Below are 16,286 nucleotides of genomic sequence, written 5' to 3'. Positions count from 1 at the left end.
GGGCGGTTCCGGGTGACTCCGGGTACACCTGTCAGGTGCAGTCAGGAAGGAATACATGAACCGGCAGCTCGAGCTCGGCGCGTTCCTGCGGGAGCGCCGGTCGCGCCTCACCCCGGCCGCCGCGGGCCTGATCGACGGCCCTCCCCGCCGTACGCCGGGTCTGCGGCGCGAGGAGATCGCCGAACTCGCCGGGCTGAGCGTCGGGTACTACGCCCGCCTCGAACAGGGGAACGCGGCGCATCCGTCGGACAGTGTGCTCGCGGCGCTGATCCGGATCCTGCAGCTCACCTCGGACGAGGCCCGTCACCTCCGGGCGCTCGCCGGTGCACAGACTCCGGTGGCTGCGGAACAGGTGTCCCGATCGGCGCTCCGGATGATGGACCTGTTGCAACCGCGCACTGCCGCGCTGGTCCTCGGGCGGATCGGCGACGTGCTCGCCTGGAACGAGTACGCGCTGCGGCTGTTCCCCGGTCGGCTGCCCGAGCCCGGTGAGCAGAACAGGCGGCCGAACAACGCGCGGTACGTGTTCTGCGACCCGACTTCCCGGGAGATCTTTCCGAACTGGCCGGAGGTGGCCGACGACACCGTCGCGCACCTGCGCACCGCCGCCGGGCATCTCGTCGACGACCCGGCCTTTCGCGCCCTGGTCGACGACCTGCTGCGCGAGAGTCCGGACTTCGCCGCCCGTTGGTCCCGGCGGGAGGTACGGCGGCACGTGTCCGGCGAGAAGTACCTGAACCACCCGACGCTGGGCCGACTGACGGTCGACTACGAGGTGGTCGCCGTACTCGACGAGCCCGATCAGTTCCTGGTCGTCTACGGGCTGCGGAATTCTTTTCCGGACGATGTCGAAAACGCTCGCCCGGCTTCTACCTCTTGAGTGAAAGCACCTCCTCAGGACAAGGAGCACCACGATGAACCACATCAGCGAGATCCGGACCGTCGGCGTACCGGTGACCGATCAGGACCGTGCGCTGGAGTTCTACACCGAGAAGCTCGGCTTCGAACTGTTGATGGACGCGCCGCTGCCACAATTCGGCGGCCGCTGGATCGTCGTCTCCCCGGCAGGCTCGGCGGGATCGTCGGGCAGCATCGCGCTGGTCCCTGCCAAGGAAGGCATCCCGGCCGGCGTCGACACCGGCATCCGCATGGCCAGCCCCGACGCCAAGACCGCCCACCAGCACTTCCGCGACACCGGCGTCGACACCGACGACCTGCTGGAGTGGCCCGGCATCCCCCCGATGTTCAGCCTCCACGACCCAGACGGCAACCGCCTCTACATCTCCCAGGTCTGACCTCACACAGGCAGCCGCACTCCCGAGAGCGAGGCGCAGACGCCCAGAAACGCGTCCTGCGTCTCGCGATCCGCGGCCATCGGATGCGTCCGGTGCGGCTGCTGATGGTAGTAATACCTGCCACTTCCGGTGCCTGCGGCTGTCGCCAGCCAGACCTGCGTCAGATGCGCCTGCCCGAGATCACCTGGCGCCCCGCGCCCGCCCATCTTCGTCGGCACCCAGCCGGGGTCTACCGCGTTGGACAGCACGTCCGGCCACAGCCGAGCGACGGCGAACGTCAGCAGTACGTCGTACAACTTGGAGTCCGCATACGCCTGCGCTCCGCGCCACCGGCGCCGTACCCACTGGAGATCGTCAAGCTCGACGTCGCCGCCCTCGTGCATCCCGGAGCTGAGATAGATCAGCCGGTCCGGCCGGTCGATCAACGCGGTCAGCAGGTACGGCGCCAGCGCGTTGATGGCGAAGACGTGTTCCAGACCGTCGGCTGTCTCGACCCGTGGCTCCTGGTCTCCGACCGCCGCGTTGTGTACGACGACATCGAATCGACCCGACGCGTTCGCCTGCTCCGCCACCTTTCGGGTCTCGGCGATGCTCGCGAGATCACCCACCAGCACCGCCGCGGCACCCGGCACGGCTGCTGTCGCGTCAGCCGCGCGTTGCTCGTTGCGAGCGTGCAGGACGACCTCATGCCCTTGGTCGACGAGCTCACGCGCAACCATTTGCCCGAGGCCGTCGGCCGAACCGGTGATCAGAGTGCGAGTCACGCCCCCACTCTGCCTCACACCAGGACGTGGCCGCCGTCGACGGTGAGGATGGAACCGGTCGCGTACGGCTGGTTCATCAGGTACACGTAGGCGGCGGCGATGTCCTCCGGTTCGCCGACGCGTTGGACGGGGAGGTGGCGGGCGGTCTCGTCGTAGTCGAGGGCGTCGCGCCACAGTGGCGTGCGGACGACGCCGGGTTTGACCGCGTTCACCCGCAGCGGCGCCAGCTCGACGGCGAGTGCGCGGGTGAGCGAGTCCATCGCGCCGCAGATGCTCGCGGCGACCGACCAGCCGGGCCCGGGACGGTCCCCGGCGGCGCCGGTGGTGAGGACGATCGAACCGCCAGGACGGATCTTCGGTACGGCGGCACTCACCGCACCGAGCGCGCCGAAGTACCGCAGCTCGAAGGCCGTTCGCGCCTGGGCCAGATCCATCGAGCCGACCTCGAGCAACGTCAACGCCTCCCCGGCGGTGAAGACCAGGTGGTCGAACGGATCGAGCTCGGCGAAGAACGCGGCGACAGCGCCGGCATCGGTGAGGTCGACGGTCGCACCGGTGGCCGAGCCCGGGAGCATCTCGACAGCCCGCTTCACCGACTCAGGGTTGCTGGAGGCAACAATCACGGTGGCGCCGGCGCTCGCGGCGAGTTGTGCGGTGGCCAGGCCGATACCCGACGTACCGCCGAGGACGACGACGCGCTGATCCTGCAGAGTCACTGAACTGCCTTTCGTGGGAAGGGATTTCGCTTCCTACGATGCGGCGGCCCGGGCCCGGCCGTCCAAGACCTGTTCCGGCCGCTGTAATACCCTGAAGGTATTATGGATCTCGACCTCCGGAAGCTCCGGTACTTCGTCGCCGTCGCCGAGGAACTGCATTTCGGCCGCGCCGCCGAGCGCCTGCACATCGCGCAGCCGGTGCTGTCCCGGCAGATCCGCGCGCTTGAGGACGAGCTTCGCGCGCAACTGTTCGTCCGCACGAAACGCAGTACCGAGTTGACCGCGGCCGGACGTCAGTTGCTCGACGATGCCCGCCCGCTGCTCGCCGGCGCGGACGCCACCCGCCGTCGGGTGGCCAGGGCGGCGCGCGGTGCGAAGACGTTCACGATCGGTTTCATGCCGGGGCTCACGGTGACCGAGGCGGTCCGCGCGTTCGGCGCGCTGCATCCCGAGATCGAGGTCGAGCTGATCCGGTCGACGTGGAACGACCAGGTCGACGTACTGCGGGACGGCCGGGCCGACGTGAGCGTGGTGCGGCTGCCGATCGATCAAGCGGGGCTGACGGTTCGGCCGTTGTTCGAGGAGCCACGGGTCGCGATGCTGCCGACCGGACACCGGCTGGCGGGCAAGCTGGCGATCGACATCACCGATCTCGCGGACGAGCACCTGCTGCAGGACCCGGACGCCGTACCGGAGTGGCGGGACATCGCGGTCGAACTCCGCACCGGAACGGCCAAGCCGGTGCCCGCCATGCGCAGTGTCGAGGAGAAACTCGAGCACGTCGCCACCGGTCGCGGCGTCTCGATCATCCCGCTCTCGGTCGCCACCTTCTATCAGCGCTCCGACGTCGTCGCGGTTCCCGTCGGCAACCTGGCCCACAACACCGTCTGCCTGGCGTGGACGGCCACCCGCCGCTCCCACCTCCTCCAGGACTTCGCCGCCCTGGCGCCCACGGTCGCCTGGACGACCTAGCCAAGCCGGGATTCGGTGGCATCATCGGAAGATGAGGTGGAGCGCAACCGCCCTCCTGGTGATTGCGTTGGTGGGGTGCTCTGGTGGGGGAGACGAGCCGGTACCCTCGCCCGGCACGCCGTCGGCCCGTAGTTTCCCGGAGCCCGGTGTGCAGACCCTCGACCCGGCGCGAGCACGGGCTTTGCAGACGGCGCTCTCGCGGATCACGGAGTTCCCGGACAGCCCGTCCGGGGCGAGCGGCGCTACGGCCGCCGTGGTCACCGATCACTGGACGTGGTCAGGCGCTGTCGGCAAGGACGCCCGCGGTACGCCGTTGCGCCCGGACACCAGCATGGGGATCGCGAGCATTACGAAGACGTTCGTCGCCGCCGAGGTACTGCGGCTCGCGCAGGAAGGGAAGATCAACCTGGACCTGCCGATCTCGCGGTACGTCCGCCACAGGCTGACCGCCAACAGTGCGACCGTTCGTCAGCACCTCGCGATGACCTCCGGCGTTCAGGACTTCCAGGAGTCCGACTACGAGCGGATGGACAGGGCAGTTGCCGCGGCGCCGGCCAAGCACTGGACACTCGCGCAGCCGCTGGACTACTACACGTCAACGGTTGGTTCACCGGACGGCGACTACAGCTACAGCAATCCCAGCTACGCGCTGCTCGGCATGCTGATCGAGAACGTCACCCGCGAGCCGCTCGCCGTTGCTCTTCGCCACGACCTGGCCACGCCGGCGCGGTTGCCGCACGTGGCTTTCCAGGACGGTGAGAAGCCGGAGTCGCCGGTGGTGGGTGACGCCAACGAATCCTGTGGCGCGCCGGACGGCTACGTCCCGTGCCGGGCGTTCGCGAGTGCCGGGGCCGCGTTCGGCGGCGCCGCGGCGGACGCGCCGACGGTCGCCCGCTGGGGATACCAGCTGTACGGCGGTCGCGTGATCCCGTTCGACCTGGTCGACCAGATGACCGCCGGCGACGGCGAGTACGGACTCGGGACGATGCGGTTCACCCGGGAGTTCGGCATCGGCGACGCCTACGGTCACGCCGGCATTTCACCCGACCACACCAGCCTGCTGGTGGTGATCCCGGACAAGCACGTCTCGATCGCCCTGATCCTCGCCGACGGAGACCGCAACATCGGCCGGCGCATGGGCGACCTCACCGATGCGCTCCAACCCCTACTCAGCTGAGCCCCGGACTCGGTACCGGATGTGGGTGGCCTGCGCCGTGTCGATCACTCGAACGATCTCCAGCTCGATGCGCCGCGGCACGTTCTCGTAGCTCACCCGGCCCGGATCGTGACTCACCACGAAGATCGGTACGCCGTGGTGGTCGCCGCCGTAGTAGTCGACCTGTTCCGCCGTACGCCGACCAACCAGTACTGCGCCGGTCGCGTGCAGCTCGTCCCAGATGGCACCGGCGTCACCTGTCGGACGGCCGAACTCGCCGTCGGTGTCCTGGTACCACTGGTGCAGCCGCATGAAGTCGTCGCCGCCCGGGTTGTCCGGCCCGTCGTTCGGCGCCGCGATGTAGCCGTCGACGGACATCGACATCAACAGCACGGATGAAGACATGAGCGTTCTCCTTCGCTCCGCGGGCACGGTTCTTCCCTGCCCTCCTGTCTTCGCGTCGAAGCGCCGACGGCCGATTCGACATCACTCCGCGGTGAGTGCCTCCAGGACGCCCTCGCCGTACTTGGCCAGTTTGTTCTCGCCGATGCCGCTGATGCTGCCGAGCTCGGCCAGCGAGGACGGCATTTCGGTCGCGATCTGCCGCAGCGTCGCGTCGTGGAAGATCACGTACGCCGGGACGCCCTGCTCCTTCGCCACCGCTGCCCGCCACGTGCGCAACCGCTCGAACACCGGCGCTGCCTCGGGCGGCAGATCGACCGCCGCCTTCTTGCCGCCGGACGACCTGGACTTGGAGCGCACCCGCTCGGGCTCGCGGCGCATCATCACCTCGCGCCGCCGGCCGAGCACCTCGGCGCTCTCCTCGGTCAGCACCAGCGTGCCGTAGTCACCCTCGACCGCGAGCAACCGCAACGCGAGCAGCTGCCGGATCACCCCGCGCCACTCGGTGTCCTTCAGGTCGGTGCCGATCCCGAACACGCTCAACTGCTCGTGCCGGAACTGCTTGACCTTTTCGGTCTCCTTGCCGAGCAGGATGTCGATCAGCTGGCCGGCACCGAACTTCTGACCGCGCTCGTGCTGCAACCGGTACACCGTGGATAGCAGTTTCTGCGCCGCGATCGTCCCGTCCCAGGACTCGGGCGGCGTCAGGCAGGTGTCGCAGTTGCCGCAGGCGTCACCGTGCTGACCGAAGTACGCGAGCAGTTGCGACCGCCGGCACTGGACGGTCTCGCACAGCGCGAGCATCGCGTCGAGGTGCGAGCTGAGCCGGCGCCGATGCGCGAGGTCGCCCTCGGACGTGTCGATCATCTTCCGCTGCTGCACGACGTCCTGGAGCCCGTACGCCAGCCAGGCGGTCGACGGCAGTCCGTCCCGCCCCGCGCGACCGGTCTCCTGGTAGTAGCCCTCGACCGACTTCGGCAGATCGAGATGCGCGACGAACCGGACATCCGGTTTGTCGATCCCCATCCCGAACGCGATCGTCGCGACCACGACCAGCCCGTCCTCGCGCAGGAACCGCGACTGGTTCGTCGCACGGGTCCGACTGTCCAGACCGGCGTGGTACGGCACGGCCTCGATCCCGTTCTGGGTCAGGAAGGCCGCGGTCTTCTCGACACTGTTGCGGGACAGGCAGTAGACGATGCCCGCGTCACCCGCGTGCTCGGTGCGCAGCAGATCGAGGAGCTGCCGCTGCGGGTTGTCCTTGGGGGCGATCCGGTACTGGATGTTCGGCCGGTCGAAGCTCGCGACGAAATGCTTCGCGTCGGACAGATTCAGGCGGGTCGCGATCTCCTGGTGCGTCGCCTCGGTCGCCGTCGCGGTCAACGCGATCCGCGGTACGTCGGGCCAGCGCTCGTGCAACTCGGACAGCATCAGGTAGTCGGGCCGGAAGTCGTGGCCCCACTGGGACACACAGTGCGCCTCGTCAATCGCGAACAGCGCGATCTTGCCCTGGTCGAGCAGCCGCACCGTCGCGTCGACCCGCAACCGCTCGGGCGCCAGGTACAGCAGGTCGAGCTCGCCGGCCAGGAACGCCTGCTCGACCTCACGCCGCTGCTCGAAGTCCTGTGTGGAGTTCAGGAATCCGGCGCGAACGCCGAGTGCCGTCAGCGCGTCGACCTGGTCCTGCATCAGCGCGATCAGCGGCGAGATCACCACACCGACGCCGGAGCGGACCAGGGACGGGATCTGGTAGCACAGCGACTTGCCGCCACCGGTCGGCATCAGCACCAGCGCGTCACCGCCGGCGACGACGGTGTCGATGATGTCGGCCTGCTCGCCGCGGAAGGCGTCGTACCCGAACACCCGCCGGAGGACCTGAAGGGCTTCGGAGTCGGGCAGTTCGGAAATCTGGCTCACCTCGGCGAGTTTAGTGAGATCGCGCCGACGATGCTGGCGCGATCGCCGATGCCTGTGGATTACTCGACAGGTTCGGCAGTTCCTCGCGCATCCACTGCCGTGGCGAGCAGCCCGCGATCGCCCGGAACTCGCGGGTCAGGTGCGCCTGGTCGGCGTACCCGACGGCGGCCGAGAGGTCGGACAGCCGGATCTTCGGTTGCCGCCGCAGTCGTCCGGTGACGCGCTCGAAGCGCAGTACCCGCGCCGCGACCTTCGGTGGCAGACCGAACTCCGCGGTGAACCGATCGGTGAGGTGCCGCCGACTCCATCCGACCTCACTCGCCAGTTCCTGTACGCCGATTGCGCCGCCCGCCGCACACAGTCGCTGCCACGCCCACCCGAGCTCCGGCCGGACGCGTCCGAGACGGGTCTCGTCGAGTCGACGCAGCAGCAGGTTCTCGAACAGGTCGAAGCGTGTGTCCCAACTCGGCGACTCGCGCAGTTGCTCGGTCAGCTCGCGCGCGGGTCGACCGAGGACCTCGTCGAGACCGACCACCGTCGATGCGAGTGCCCCCGGTGGCAGGCCGAGAAGCGCGCGCGCCGCCGGGGGAGTGAGCGATACCTGGACGCCGGCGCGGCTCGGCGTCTGCCCGATGTGGACCGCGCTCGAGTGCAGTCCGCCGACGAGTGCGTCGTACTTCTCGACCGGACTGCCCGGCCACGCGACGCCGAGTGGCTCGTCGAGGGTGATGACGAGTGTGAGGTGGCGCGAGGGCAGGCCGCGGTGCAGTTCGGGGGGATCACCGGCGTACGCATATCCGCTGATGTCGCCCACGAACGGGCGCAGCGCGGGATGCGCCGTCCGGGTGTGATGCCCGAGCCCTGCCATGACCTCAGGCTAGGACCGTCCACCGACAGAAACCGCGGCTCCAGAATCCGGGACCCGCATACCGTCATTCGGACGGGCGTGGCACTATCAGGAGATACGCCACACCTAGCTAGGAGATGTTCGTCGTGCCTGCTCTGAGGTCCCGCACTGTCACCCACGGCCGCAACATGGCGGGCGCCCGCGCGCTCATGCAGGCCTCCGGGGTACTCCGGGAGGACTTCGGGAAGCCGATCATCGCGGTGGCGAACAGCTTCACCGAGTTCGTGCCCGGCCACACGCACCTCGCGCCGGTCGGCCGGATCGTCTCCGAGGCCATTCACGCGGCTGGTGGTATCGCGCGGGAGTTCAACACGATCGCCGTCGACGACGGGATCGCGATGGGCCACGGCGGGATGCTCTACAGCCTGCCGTCCCGCGACCTGATCGCGGACTCGGTCGAGTACATGGTCGAGGCGCACTGCGCGGACGCGCTGGTCTGCATCTCGAACTGCGACAAGATCACCCCCGGCATGCTGAACGCCGCGCTCCGGCTGAACATCCCGACCGTGTTCGTCTCCGGTGGCCCGATGGAGGCCGGCCGGGCGACGCTGGTCGACGGCACCGTCCGCAAGCTGGACCTGATCGACGCGATGTCCGAGGCCGTCAACGAGAACGTCTCCGACGCCGACATCCTGCGGATCGAGGAGAACGCCTGCCCGACCTGTGGGTCCTGCTCCGGCATGTTCACCGCGAACTCGATGAACTGCCTGACCGAGGCGATCGGCCTGTCGCTGCCGGGCAACGGTTCGGTCCTCGCGACGCACACCGCCCGCCGCGCGCTGTACGAGAAGGCCGGCGAGACCGTCGTACAGATCACCAAGCGGTACTACGACAACGACGACGCGACCGTGCTTCCGCGCAACATCGCCTCCAAGGAAGCGTTCGGGAACGCGATGGCGCTGGACATCGCGATGGGCGGGTCGACGAACACGATCCTGCACCTGCTCGCGGCCGCGCAGGAGGCCGAGGTCGGGTTCGACCTGGACGACATCAACGCGGTCTCGCGGCGGGTTCCGTGCCTGGCCAAGGTCGCGCCGAACGTCGCCCCGCAGGGCACGTACTACATGGAGGACGTGCACCGCGCCGGCGGCATCCCGGCCATCCTCGGCGAGCTGCACCGCGCCGGTCTGCTGAACGAGAACATCCACACCGTGCACAGCGACTCGATCGACGACTGGCTGAAGACCTGGGACGTGCGGGGCGGTTCGCCGTCGCCGGAGGCCGTCGAGCTGTGGCACGCGGCGCCGGGCTGCAAGCGGTCCGCGACCGCGTTCTCGCAGTCGGAGCGCTGGGAGACTCTCGACACCGACTCCGCGAACGGCTGCATCCGCGACCGCGAGCACGCGTACTCGAAGGACGGCGGTCTCGGCGTCCTGAAGGGCAACCTGGCCGTCGACGGCTGTGTCGTGAAGACGGCCGGCGTGGACGAGTCGATCTGGACGTTCGAGGGTCCCGCGGTGGTCTGCGAGTCGCAGGAAGAGGCCGTCGAGAAGATCCTCGCCAAGCAGGTCACGCCCGGCGACGTCGTCGTGATCCGGTACGAGGGCCCGAAGGGCGGCCCGGGCATGCAGGAGATGCTGTACCCGACCTCGTTCCTCAAGGGCCGCGGCCTCGGCAAGGTCTGCGCCCTGATCACCGACGGCCGCTTCTCCGGCGGTACGTCGGGACTCTCGATCGGTCACGTCTCGCCCGAGGCGGCGTCCGGCGGCACCATCGCGCTGGTCCAGGACGGCGACCGGATCAAGATCGACATCCCGAACCGCTCGATCGAACTGCTGGTCTCGGACGAGGAACTGGCGGCCCGCGAGGCGGCGCTGAACGGCGTCTACGCCCCGAAGAACCGCGAGCGCAAGGTCTCCAACGCCCTCAAGACCTACGCCGCGATGGCCACCAGCGCCGACAAGGGCGCCGTCCGCGACATCTCGAAACTGGGCTGACCCTGACGACCGACGAAGTCCTCCCCGGCGGCCGCTTCTCGAAGCCGGTCCGCCGGGGCGACACAGTCCGCCGCCGCCGCGGTACGGCGAACTCCCACGCCCTGCTGCGGCATGTCGAGCACGTCGGCTTCGACCTCGCCCCGCGCTTGGTTGACGAACGCGTGCGGGCGGCTGACCCGGCATTCGCCGTACATGCCGAAGAGGATCACGCGGGTGGTTATCGCGCGGCATCGGCGTACGTGCTGGCGCATCGGGGCGAGTTGCTCTAGAGCTCCAGGTTTGCTTTACAGCTCCAGGTCGAAGGCGAGGTTGATGGCTTCGGCGAGGGCTGGCTCCTGGTCGGTGTGGAGGTAGCCGATCAGGCGGCCCAGCTGGGACTTCGGGATCGTCTGGATGTTGTCGCAGGAGATCGCGCTCGTGTGGTCGAGGCCGTTGTCGGGGCCGACCAGGACCTCGGTGGACAGGCCGCGGATCGTGCTGGTGATGGGGGCGACCGTGACGTTGGTCAGCCGGGGGCGGATGAGTTCCCGCGTCAGCACCACCACCGGCCGAGGCTTGTCGAGCCGGGCGATGTGCAGCGGGCGCATCAGTCGAGGTCGCTCAGCACCGTGCCGGCGGCGGCCGGCGCCAGGCCTTCGAGGTCGGGGTAGTCGCCGTGCTCGGCGAGGATCGCGAGATCCCGCGCGGCCAGCTCGCGCCGGCGTTCACGTTCCATCGCCCGAGCGACCACGGAGGCCCGGCTGGTCGCCTTGTCGGTGGCGACGAGCTCGTCCATGAAGTCGACCAGGTCGTCCGGCAACCGGACAGTGATCTGCTTACTCATACCAAAACCATACCGCCCCGGGATTCATTTCGGTAGCGCAGTCTGTCCCTCCAGCGTCGTCCACAGCCGCTCGGCGGCCGCCCGGTCCTGCGCCGCCGCCGACGGGTCGGTACGCCGTTCGCGCGAGTAGTAGAGCCCCGACTCGTCGGCCACGTCGGGGGAGGTGGCCAGCCAGACCATCGTCTCGGCGCCCTGTTCCGGGGTGCGGGCGAACGGTTTGGTCATCGCCATCATCAGCTTCATCAGCCGGCCGTTGTTCAAGTTGAACCCGGTCGCGACCAGGCCGGGCTCGAACGTGTAGGTGTGGATCCGCGGCATCCGGCGCGCGAGTTCTCCGCTGAGCAGGATCAGGGCGAGCTTCGTCTCGCCGTACCGGCGCAGTGATCCGCCGGTCAGCTTCGCCGACGCGGAGAAGTAGCGCTCGCCGCCCAGATCATCGAAGTCGACGGACTTCGCCTTCTCGTGCTCGTCCGACGCGGTCCCGATCACGCGCGCGCCGGACACCAGCCGATCGGCCAGCAGCGTGGTGATCAGGTACGGCGCGACGACGTTCAGCGCCCACGTCAGCTCGATGCCCTCGGCCGAGACCTGGTGGCTGCCGTAGATCGCGCCCGCGTTGTTTACCAGCACATCGATCATCGGCGCCCGCCCCGCGACGTCGTCGGCCATCGCTCGGATCGAGGCCTGTGAGGTCAGATCCGCCTCGAAGACGTCCGCGCCGCCGAGCTCGGCGGCGACCTGCTCCGCCTTCGCCCCGTTCCGCGCGACCAGCCCGATCCGGGCACCCTGCTTCGCGAGCGCCCGCGCCCCCGCCAGCCCGATTCCGTTGGTCCCACCCGTGATCAGTACATACCTGTCGTTCATCGCCTGGGTCCCCTCCCCGTTGTCCGGATCGCAGTCTAGGGACGCCAGGCGGTCGGCGGGATCAGTTCGGGGAAAGCGCCGACCACGAGATCAGGTCGGTGGCGGGGAGCGAGGGGAGTGCCGCGATGGCGGCCATCTCGCTGTCCATCAGGCCGACGAGCTGAACCAGCCGCGTGGTGGTGTCCGCGGCCTCGAGGAGTTTCTGCCGGTCCGGGGTCATGAGCTTCATGGCGGCCGACATCAGGTACGACAGCGTGCCCGGATCGTCCGGGAGGTCGCCGATGTGCAGGCCGGGCCGGCTGATCTCGCTGACCGCCGCGGCGTACTTCCGGAACCGTTCGACCGCGACCATCGCCGTACCCAGGGGGTCGTCGCCGCGTTCGTCGTCCAGCCACTCGACGTCCGCGACCAGGTAGTCGCCGCTGCCGTCGAGCTCGGACACCTTGAACCGACGGTTCCCGGTGAGCGTGACCTCGACCGGTCCGTCGTCGTCCGAGTCCAGCGTGATCTCGGAGATCGTGGCCGCGCAGCCGGTCCCGTACAGCGACCGGAAGACCCGCTCACCCAGCTCGTACCCGTCCCGGACCGCGAGGGCGCCACAGGCCAGCTCGCCCCCGTTCTCGACCAGGTCGCGGACCACCGCGCGGCCCTGGACGTCGGTCACCGGAATCGGGAGCACCAGCCCGGGAAAGATCACCGTGTCGACAGTGAGCAACGGCAGGCGGGAGTCCATGTCGACGAGCGTAGTGGACGCGGGCGGAGATCACGCCCGGTGACTGGCCGCCCTGTGGATGCGGCGCGGGGCCGAGGGGGTGTCACCACTAGACTGACGCCATGATTCGCCGCGTCGACCTGCGGGGCCGAGTGGCGGCCGGAGAGGTGACCGACCTCCAAGCCGAAGTACCTGCCCTCGTTCCCCGAGCCGTGTTCGACGTCGAGAAGGCCCTCGACGTCGCCCGACCGATCTGCCTGGACGTCCGCCATCGCGGCCTCGAGGCGATCAGGGAGTACGGCGAGAAGTTCGACCATGTGCGCGTCGACGACATCCGGGTCCCGGCCGCGGCGCTGAAGACCGCGCTCGAGGAGCTCGACCCCGAGGTGCGCAGCGCCTTCGAGGAGTCGATCCGCCGGGTCCGCGAGGTCAGTCAGGACGAGCTCACCGCCGACGTCACCTCCGAGCCCGCGCCCGGTGGCCGGGTCACGCAGCGGTTCGTCCCGGTGCAGCGCGTGGGGCTGTACGTCCCGGGCGGCCGCGCGCCGCTCGCGTCGTCGGTGCTGATGAATGTCGTACCGGCGCAGGTCGCCGGCGTGCCGTCGCTTGCTGTGGCTTCGCCGCCGCAGAAGGAGTTCGCCGGTCTGCCGCACCCGACCGTGCTGGCCGTGTGCGCGCTGCTCGGGATCGACGAGGTGTACGCGATGGGTGGCGCGCAGGCGATCGCCGGGTTCGCGTACGGCTTCGACGGGTGCAAGAAGGTCAACCTGATCACCGGTCCGGGCAACATCTTCGTGGTCGCCGCGAAGCGCTTCCTGCTGGGTGAGGTCGGTATCGACTCCGAGGCCGGCCCGACCGAGATCGCCGTCCTCGCCGACGACACCGCGGACCCGAAGCACGTCGCCGCCGACCTGATCAGCCAGGCCGAGCACGACCCGATGGCCGCCAGCGTGCTGGTCACGCCTTCGGAGGTGCTGGCCACGGCGGTCGAGGCCGAGCTGCCGCTCCAGGTCGCGAAGACCAAGCACCAGGACCGCGTCACCGAGGCACTGTCCGGTCAGCAGTCGGCCGTTGTGTTGGTCGACGACCTCGACCAGGGCACCGCGTTCGTGGATGCCTACGCGGCCGAGCACCTGGAGATCCAGACCGCGGACGCCGAGGAGCGGGCCGGTCTGATCACCAATGCCGGTGCGATCTTCGTCGGCAGCTGGTCCCCGGTGTCTCTCGGCGACTACTGCGCGGGTTCCAACCATGTGCTCCCGACGGCGGGTTGCGCCTGCCACTCGTCAGGCCTGTCCGTGCGCAGCTTCCTGAAAGCCGTGCACGTCGTGAACTACACCCGCGCCGCGCTGCAGGACGTTGCCGGCCACGTGGTCACGATGGCGCACGCCGAGGACCTGCCCGCCCACGGTGCCGCGGTGTCGGTGCGATTCCCAGAGGAGAACTGATGGGCCGCTTCGACGGGTTGCCGATCCGCGAGGAGCTGAAGAGCTTCGAGCCGTACGGCGCCCCGCAGCTCGACGTCCCGGTGCTGCTCAACGTCAACGAGAACCCGTACCCGGCGAGTGAGGCGACCGTCGCGGATATCGCCGCGGCGGTCACCGAGGCCGCCCGCGGCATGAACCGGTACCCGGACCGCGAGTTCCTCGGTCTCCGCGCCGACCTCGCGGCGTACCTGGCCCGGGAGTCCGGCGCGCAACTGGAGCCCGAGCAGATCTGGGCGGCCAACGGGTCCAACGAGGTGATGCTGCATATCCTGCAGGCCTTCGGCGGTCCCGGCCGTACGGCGTTGTCCTTCGCGCCGACGTACTCGATGTATCCGGAGTACGCGCGGGACACCAACACCGGCTGGGTCACCGGGCGACGCGCGGAGGACTTCACGCTGGACCGGAGCAAGGCGATCGCCGCGATCTCGCGACACCGTCCGTCGGTCGTGCTGCTTGCCTCGCCGAACAACCCGACCGGTACGGCGCTGCCGATCGACGTGACCGAGGCGATCGTCGCGCAGGCCGCGGCGCTCGGTTCGGTCGTCGTGGTCGACGAGGCGTACGCCGAGTTCCGCCGGGCCGGGACTCCGAGTGCGGTGTCCCTGCTGCCGTCGTACCCGAATCTGGCGGTGGCGCGGACGATGTCGAAGGCGTTCGCGATGGCCGGTGGCCGGGTCGGATACCTTGCCGCGAGCAAGCAGTTCGTGGACGCGCTGCGGATCGTCCGGCTGCCGTACCACCTGTCCGCGGTGACGCAGGCGACCGCCCGCGCGGCCCTGCGGCACTCGGACGAGCTGCTCGGCCGCGTCGAGCAGTTGCGTATTGAGCGCGACGAGACCGTCGACTGGCTGCGGTCGCTGGGACTGCGCGCGGTCGACTCGGACGCGAACTTCGTCCTGTTCGGCACGTTCGCCGACCGGCACGCGGTCTGGCAGGCGTTGCTCGACGACGGCGTCCTGATCCGGGAGACCGGACCGGACGGCTGGCTGCGGGTCTCGATCGGCACCGGCGAGGAGATGGCCGCGTTCCGCGCTTCGCTGGAGCGCATCCTCAAGACAGACACGGGAAGGCTGACATGACCCGCACCGCGCGGATTGATCGCGAGACCAGTGAGTCGAAGGTTCTCGTCGAGCTGAACGTCGACGGCGAGGGCCGGGCCGACATCTCGACGGGTGTCGGGTTCTACGACCACATGCTCAACGCGCTCGCCAAGCACGCGCTGCTCGACCTGCACGTGAACACGGTCGGCGACCTGGAGATCGACGCGCACCACACGGTCGAGGACACCGCGATCGGGATCGGCCAGGCGCTGAAGGAGGCGCTCGGCGACAAGCGCGGGATCCGCCGGTTCGGCGACGCGACCGTCCCGCTGGACGAGGCGCTCGTGCACTGCACGGTCGACCTGTCCGGCCGGCCGTACTGCGTGCACACCGGCGAGCCCGAGGGTCAGGTGTACGCGATCATCGGCGGCGACTACGCCGGTTCGCTGACCCAGCACGTGTTCGAGACGCTCGCGTTCAACGCCGCGATCTGCATCCACATCCGGGTGCTGTCCGGCCGCGACCCGCACCACATCGTCGAGGCGCAGTTCAAGGCGTTCGCCCGGGCGCTCCGGGCCGCCGCCGAGCTCGACCCGCGGCAGCCCGGCATCCCGTCGACCAAGGGCGCCCTGTGACGAAGGTCGTCCTGCTCGACTACGGCTCCGGCAACATCAGGTCGGGGGAGCGGGCGCTGCAACGCGTCGGCGCGGACGTCACGGTCACGTCCGACTTCGACGAGGCGATGAACGCCGACGGCCTGCTGGTGCCCGGCGTCGGCGCCTTCGAGGCCTGTATGACGGGCCTGAAGGCGGTCCGTGGCGATGTGATCGTCGACCGGCGGCTGACCGGCGGCCGCCCGGTGCTGGGAATCTGTGTCGGCATGCAGATCCTGTTCGCCCGCGGGATCGAGCACGGTGTCGAGACCGAGGGCTGCGACCAGTGGCCGGGCACGGTCGAGCGACTCCAGCCGGAGACCGGTGAGCCGGTCCCACACATGGGCTGGAACACGATCGACGTACCGTCCGGCAGCAAGCTGTTCGAGGGCATCGACAAGGAACGCTTCTACTTCGTGCACTCGTACGGCGTCCGCGCCTGGGAGCTCGTCGGCACCCGGGCGTCGGTCGCCCCGGCGGTCACCTGGACGTCGTACGGCGGCGACCGGTTCGTCGCGGCGGTGGAGAACGGCCCGCTGAGCGCCACGCAGTTCCACCCCGAGAAGTCCGGTGACGCCGGCGCGGCCCTGCTGGAGAACTGGGTCCGCTCGCTCTGACGGTGCGACGGCCGCCGGCTTGCG

General features: G+C 69.3%; 19 protein-coding genes. 9 read left to right on the top strand and 10 right to left on the bottom strand.

Features of this window, described 5'->3' with window-relative positions; genetic code table 11:
- The first annotated feature begins 55 nt into the window (after window positions 1-55).
- Both ACWGID_RS04425 and ACWGID_RS04420 read left to right on the top strand, forming a co-directional pair.
- Window positions 56-880, top strand: coding sequence for a helix-turn-helix transcriptional regulator (locus ACWGID_RS04425; protein ID WP_452194346.1), 825 nt, complete (start codon window positions 56-58; stop codon window positions 878-880).
- Window positions 881-914: 34 nt separating this feature from the next.
- Window positions 915-1,295 carry a VOC family protein gene (locus ACWGID_RS04420; protein WP_452194344.1) on the top strand — a complete coding sequence of 127 codons (381 nt, stop codon included), beginning with the start codon at window positions 915-917 and terminating at the stop codon, window positions 1,293-1,295.
- Between the two features lie 2 nt (window positions 1,296-1,297).
- Here ACWGID_RS04420 and ACWGID_RS04415 read toward each other — a convergent pair whose 3' ends face one another.
- Together ACWGID_RS04415 and ACWGID_RS04410 are read right to left on the bottom strand one after the other, a co-directional pair.
- Window positions 1,298-2,059 (bottom strand): SDR family NAD(P)-dependent oxidoreductase, encoded by a 762-nt coding sequence (locus ACWGID_RS04415; protein WP_452194342.1) that lies wholly within the window; start codon window positions 2,057-2,059, stop codon window positions 1,298-1,300.
- A gap of 14 nt (window positions 2,060-2,073) precedes the next feature.
- Window positions 2,074-2,775, bottom strand: coding sequence for an SDR family oxidoreductase (locus ACWGID_RS04410; protein WP_452194340.1), 702 nt, complete (start codon window positions 2,773-2,775; stop codon window positions 2,074-2,076).
- A gap of 102 nt (window positions 2,776-2,877) precedes the next feature.
- Here ACWGID_RS04410 and ACWGID_RS04405 point away from each other — a divergent pair, with 102 nt between their 5' ends.
- Both ACWGID_RS04405 and ACWGID_RS04400 read left to right on the top strand, forming a co-directional pair.
- Window positions 2,878-3,747, top strand: coding sequence for a LysR family transcriptional regulator (locus tag ACWGID_RS04405; protein WP_452194338.1), 870 nt, complete (start codon window positions 2,878-2,880; stop codon window positions 3,745-3,747).
- Between the two features lie 148 nt (window positions 3,748-3,895).
- Entirely contained in the window at window positions 3,896-4,924 is a 1,029-nt protein-coding gene (locus ACWGID_RS04400; RefSeq protein WP_452194336.1) for a serine hydrolase domain-containing protein, read from the top strand.
- Here ACWGID_RS04400 and ACWGID_RS04395 read toward each other — a convergent pair.
- The 3 genes from ACWGID_RS04395 to ACWGID_RS04385 form a co-directional block, all read right to left on the bottom strand.
- A complete protein-coding gene (locus ACWGID_RS04395; protein WP_452194334.1) occupies window positions 4,913-5,308 on the bottom strand; it encodes a hypothetical protein in 396 nt (131 codons plus the stop codon). The genes ACWGID_RS04400 and ACWGID_RS04395 overlap by 12 nt on opposite strands.
- 81 nt (window positions 5,309-5,389) lie before the next feature.
- The gene (recQ, locus tag ACWGID_RS04390; RefSeq protein ID WP_452194332.1) at window positions 5,390-7,222 is read right to left on the bottom strand and encodes a DNA helicase RecQ; all 1,833 of its coding nucleotides are present in this window, start codon (window positions 7,220-7,222) and stop codon (window positions 5,390-5,392) included.
- A gap of 10 nt (window positions 7,223-7,232) precedes the next feature.
- Window positions 7,233-8,090, bottom strand: a complete 858-nt coding sequence (locus tag ACWGID_RS04385; protein ID WP_452194330.1) for a helix-turn-helix domain-containing protein — start codon at window positions 8,088-8,090, stop codon at window positions 7,233-7,235.
- A 125-nt stretch (window positions 8,091-8,215) separates the two neighbouring features.
- Between ACWGID_RS04385 and ilvD the strand changes: the two genes are divergently transcribed.
- On the top strand, window positions 8,216-10,066 hold the full coding sequence (gene ilvD / locus ACWGID_RS04380) for a dihydroxy-acid dehydratase (protein ID WP_452194328.1): 1,851 nt from the start codon (window positions 8,216-8,218) through the stop codon (window positions 10,064-10,066).
- Here ilvD and ACWGID_RS04375 read toward each other — a convergent pair.
- The 5 genes from ACWGID_RS04375 to ACWGID_RS04355 all read right to left on the bottom strand — a co-directional run bounded on the left by ACWGID_RS04375 (window position 10,003) and on the right by ACWGID_RS04355 (window position 12,486).
- Window positions 10,003-10,260: a hypothetical protein gene (locus tag ACWGID_RS04375; RefSeq protein WP_452194327.1), complete on the bottom strand. Its 258-nt coding sequence runs from the start codon at window positions 10,258-10,260 to the stop codon at window positions 10,003-10,005. The genes ilvD and ACWGID_RS04375 overlap by 64 nt on opposite strands.
- Window positions 10,261-10,350: 90 nt before the next feature.
- Window positions 10,351-10,653 (bottom strand): type II toxin-antitoxin system PemK/MazF family toxin, encoded by a 303-nt coding sequence (locus tag ACWGID_RS04370; protein WP_452194325.1) that lies wholly within the window; start codon window positions 10,651-10,653, stop codon window positions 10,351-10,353.
- A complete protein-coding gene (locus ACWGID_RS04365; protein WP_452194324.1) occupies window positions 10,653-10,889 on the bottom strand; it encodes a ribbon-helix-helix domain-containing protein in 237 nt (78 codons plus the stop codon). The genes ACWGID_RS04370 and ACWGID_RS04365 overlap by 1 nt, the downstream gene beginning before the upstream one ends.
- 24 nt (window positions 10,890-10,913) lie before the next feature.
- Complete coding sequence (locus tag ACWGID_RS04360; protein ID WP_452194322.1) at window positions 10,914-11,753, bottom strand: SDR family NAD(P)-dependent oxidoreductase; 840 nt, start codon at window positions 11,751-11,753, stop codon at window positions 10,914-10,916.
- A gap of 61 nt (window positions 11,754-11,814) precedes the next feature.
- Window positions 11,815-12,486 (bottom strand): LON peptidase substrate-binding domain-containing protein, encoded by a 672-nt coding sequence (locus ACWGID_RS04355; protein WP_452194320.1) that lies wholly within the window; start codon window positions 12,484-12,486, stop codon window positions 11,815-11,817.
- A 101-nt stretch (window positions 12,487-12,587) separates the two neighbouring features.
- On the opposite strand from ACWGID_RS04355, the gene hisD reads away from it, so the two are divergent.
- The 4 genes from hisD to hisH are packed head-to-tail and all read left to right on the top strand — an operon-like array spanning window position 12,588 to window position 16,262.
- A complete protein-coding gene (gene hisD / locus ACWGID_RS04350; protein WP_452194318.1) occupies window positions 12,588-13,913 on the top strand; it encodes a histidinol dehydrogenase in 1,326 nt (441 codons plus the stop codon).
- Window positions 13,913-15,031, top strand: a complete 1,119-nt coding sequence (locus ACWGID_RS04345; protein WP_452194316.1) for a histidinol-phosphate transaminase — start codon at window positions 13,913-13,915, stop codon at window positions 15,029-15,031. The genes hisD and ACWGID_RS04345 overlap by 1 nt, the downstream gene beginning before the upstream one ends.
- Window positions 15,028-15,627 carry an imidazoleglycerol-phosphate dehydratase HisB gene (gene hisB, locus ACWGID_RS04340; protein WP_350276995.1) on the top strand — a complete coding sequence of 200 codons (600 nt, stop codon included), beginning with the start codon at window positions 15,028-15,030 and terminating at the stop codon, window positions 15,625-15,627. Before ACWGID_RS04345 ends, hisB begins: the two co-directional genes overlap by 4 nt.
- Window positions 15,624-16,262, top strand: coding sequence for an imidazole glycerol phosphate synthase subunit HisH (hisH, locus tag ACWGID_RS04335; protein ID WP_452194314.1), 639 nt, complete (start codon window positions 15,624-15,626; stop codon window positions 16,260-16,262). The genes hisB and hisH overlap by 4 nt, the downstream gene beginning before the upstream one ends.
- The last annotated feature ends 24 nt before the right edge of the window (window positions 16,263-16,286 follow it).

It is taken from the genome of Kribbella sp. NPDC054772, from assembly GCF_053611945.1.
The sequence above is the reverse complement of the archived record's forward strand: the minus strand, read 5'-3'. Positions and strand labels throughout refer to the sequence as shown.

What these genes read in the sequence shown, in the direction of transcription:
- ACWGID_RS04365 (WP_452194324.1), bottom strand. Translation starts at nt 10,889, where the DNA reads ATGAGTAAGCAGATCACTGTCCGGTTGCCGGACGACCTGGTCGACTTC.
- ACWGID_RS04420 (WP_452194344.1), top strand. Translation starts at nt 915, where the DNA reads ATGAACCACATCAGCGAGATCCGGACCGTCGGCGTACCGGTGACCGAT.
- ACWGID_RS04385 (WP_452194330.1), bottom strand. Translation starts at nt 8,090, where the DNA reads ATGGCAGGGCTCGGGCATCACACCCGGACGGCGCATCCCGCGCTGCGC.
- ACWGID_RS04345 (WP_452194316.1), top strand. Translation starts at nt 13,913, where the DNA reads ATGGGCCGCTTCGACGGGTTGCCGATCCGCGAGGAGCTGAAGAGCTTC.
- ACWGID_RS04395 (WP_452194334.1), bottom strand. Translation starts at nt 5,308, where the DNA reads ATGTCTTCATCCGTGCTGTTGATGTCGATGTCCGTCGACGGCTACATC.
- ACWGID_RS04425 (WP_452194346.1), top strand. Translation starts at nt 56, where the DNA reads ATGAACCGGCAGCTCGAGCTCGGCGCGTTCCTGCGGGAGCGCCGGTCG.
- ACWGID_RS04375 (WP_452194327.1), bottom strand. Translation starts at nt 10,260, where the DNA reads ATGTACGGCGAATGCCGGGTCAGCCGCCCGCACGCGTTCGTCAACCAA.
- ACWGID_RS04370 (WP_452194325.1), bottom strand. Translation starts at nt 10,653, where the DNA reads ATGCGCCCGCTGCACATCGCCCGGCTCGACAAGCCTCGGCCGGTGGTG.
- hisD (WP_452194318.1), top strand. Translation starts at nt 12,588, where the DNA reads ATGATTCGCCGCGTCGACCTGCGGGGCCGAGTGGCGGCCGGAGAGGTG.
- hisB (WP_350276995.1), top strand. Translation starts at nt 15,028, where the DNA reads ATGACCCGCACCGCGCGGATTGATCGCGAGACCAGTGAGTCGAAGGTT.
- ACWGID_RS04355 (WP_452194320.1), bottom strand. Translation starts at nt 12,486, where the DNA reads ATGGACTCCCGCCTGCCGTTGCTCACTGTCGACACGGTGATCTTTCCC.
- ACWGID_RS04405 (WP_452194338.1), top strand. Translation starts at nt 2,878, where the DNA reads ATGGATCTCGACCTCCGGAAGCTCCGGTACTTCGTCGCCGTCGCCGAG.
- ACWGID_RS04360 (WP_452194322.1), bottom strand. Translation starts at nt 11,753, where the DNA reads ATGAACGACAGGTATGTACTGATCACGGGTGGGACCAACGGAATCGGG.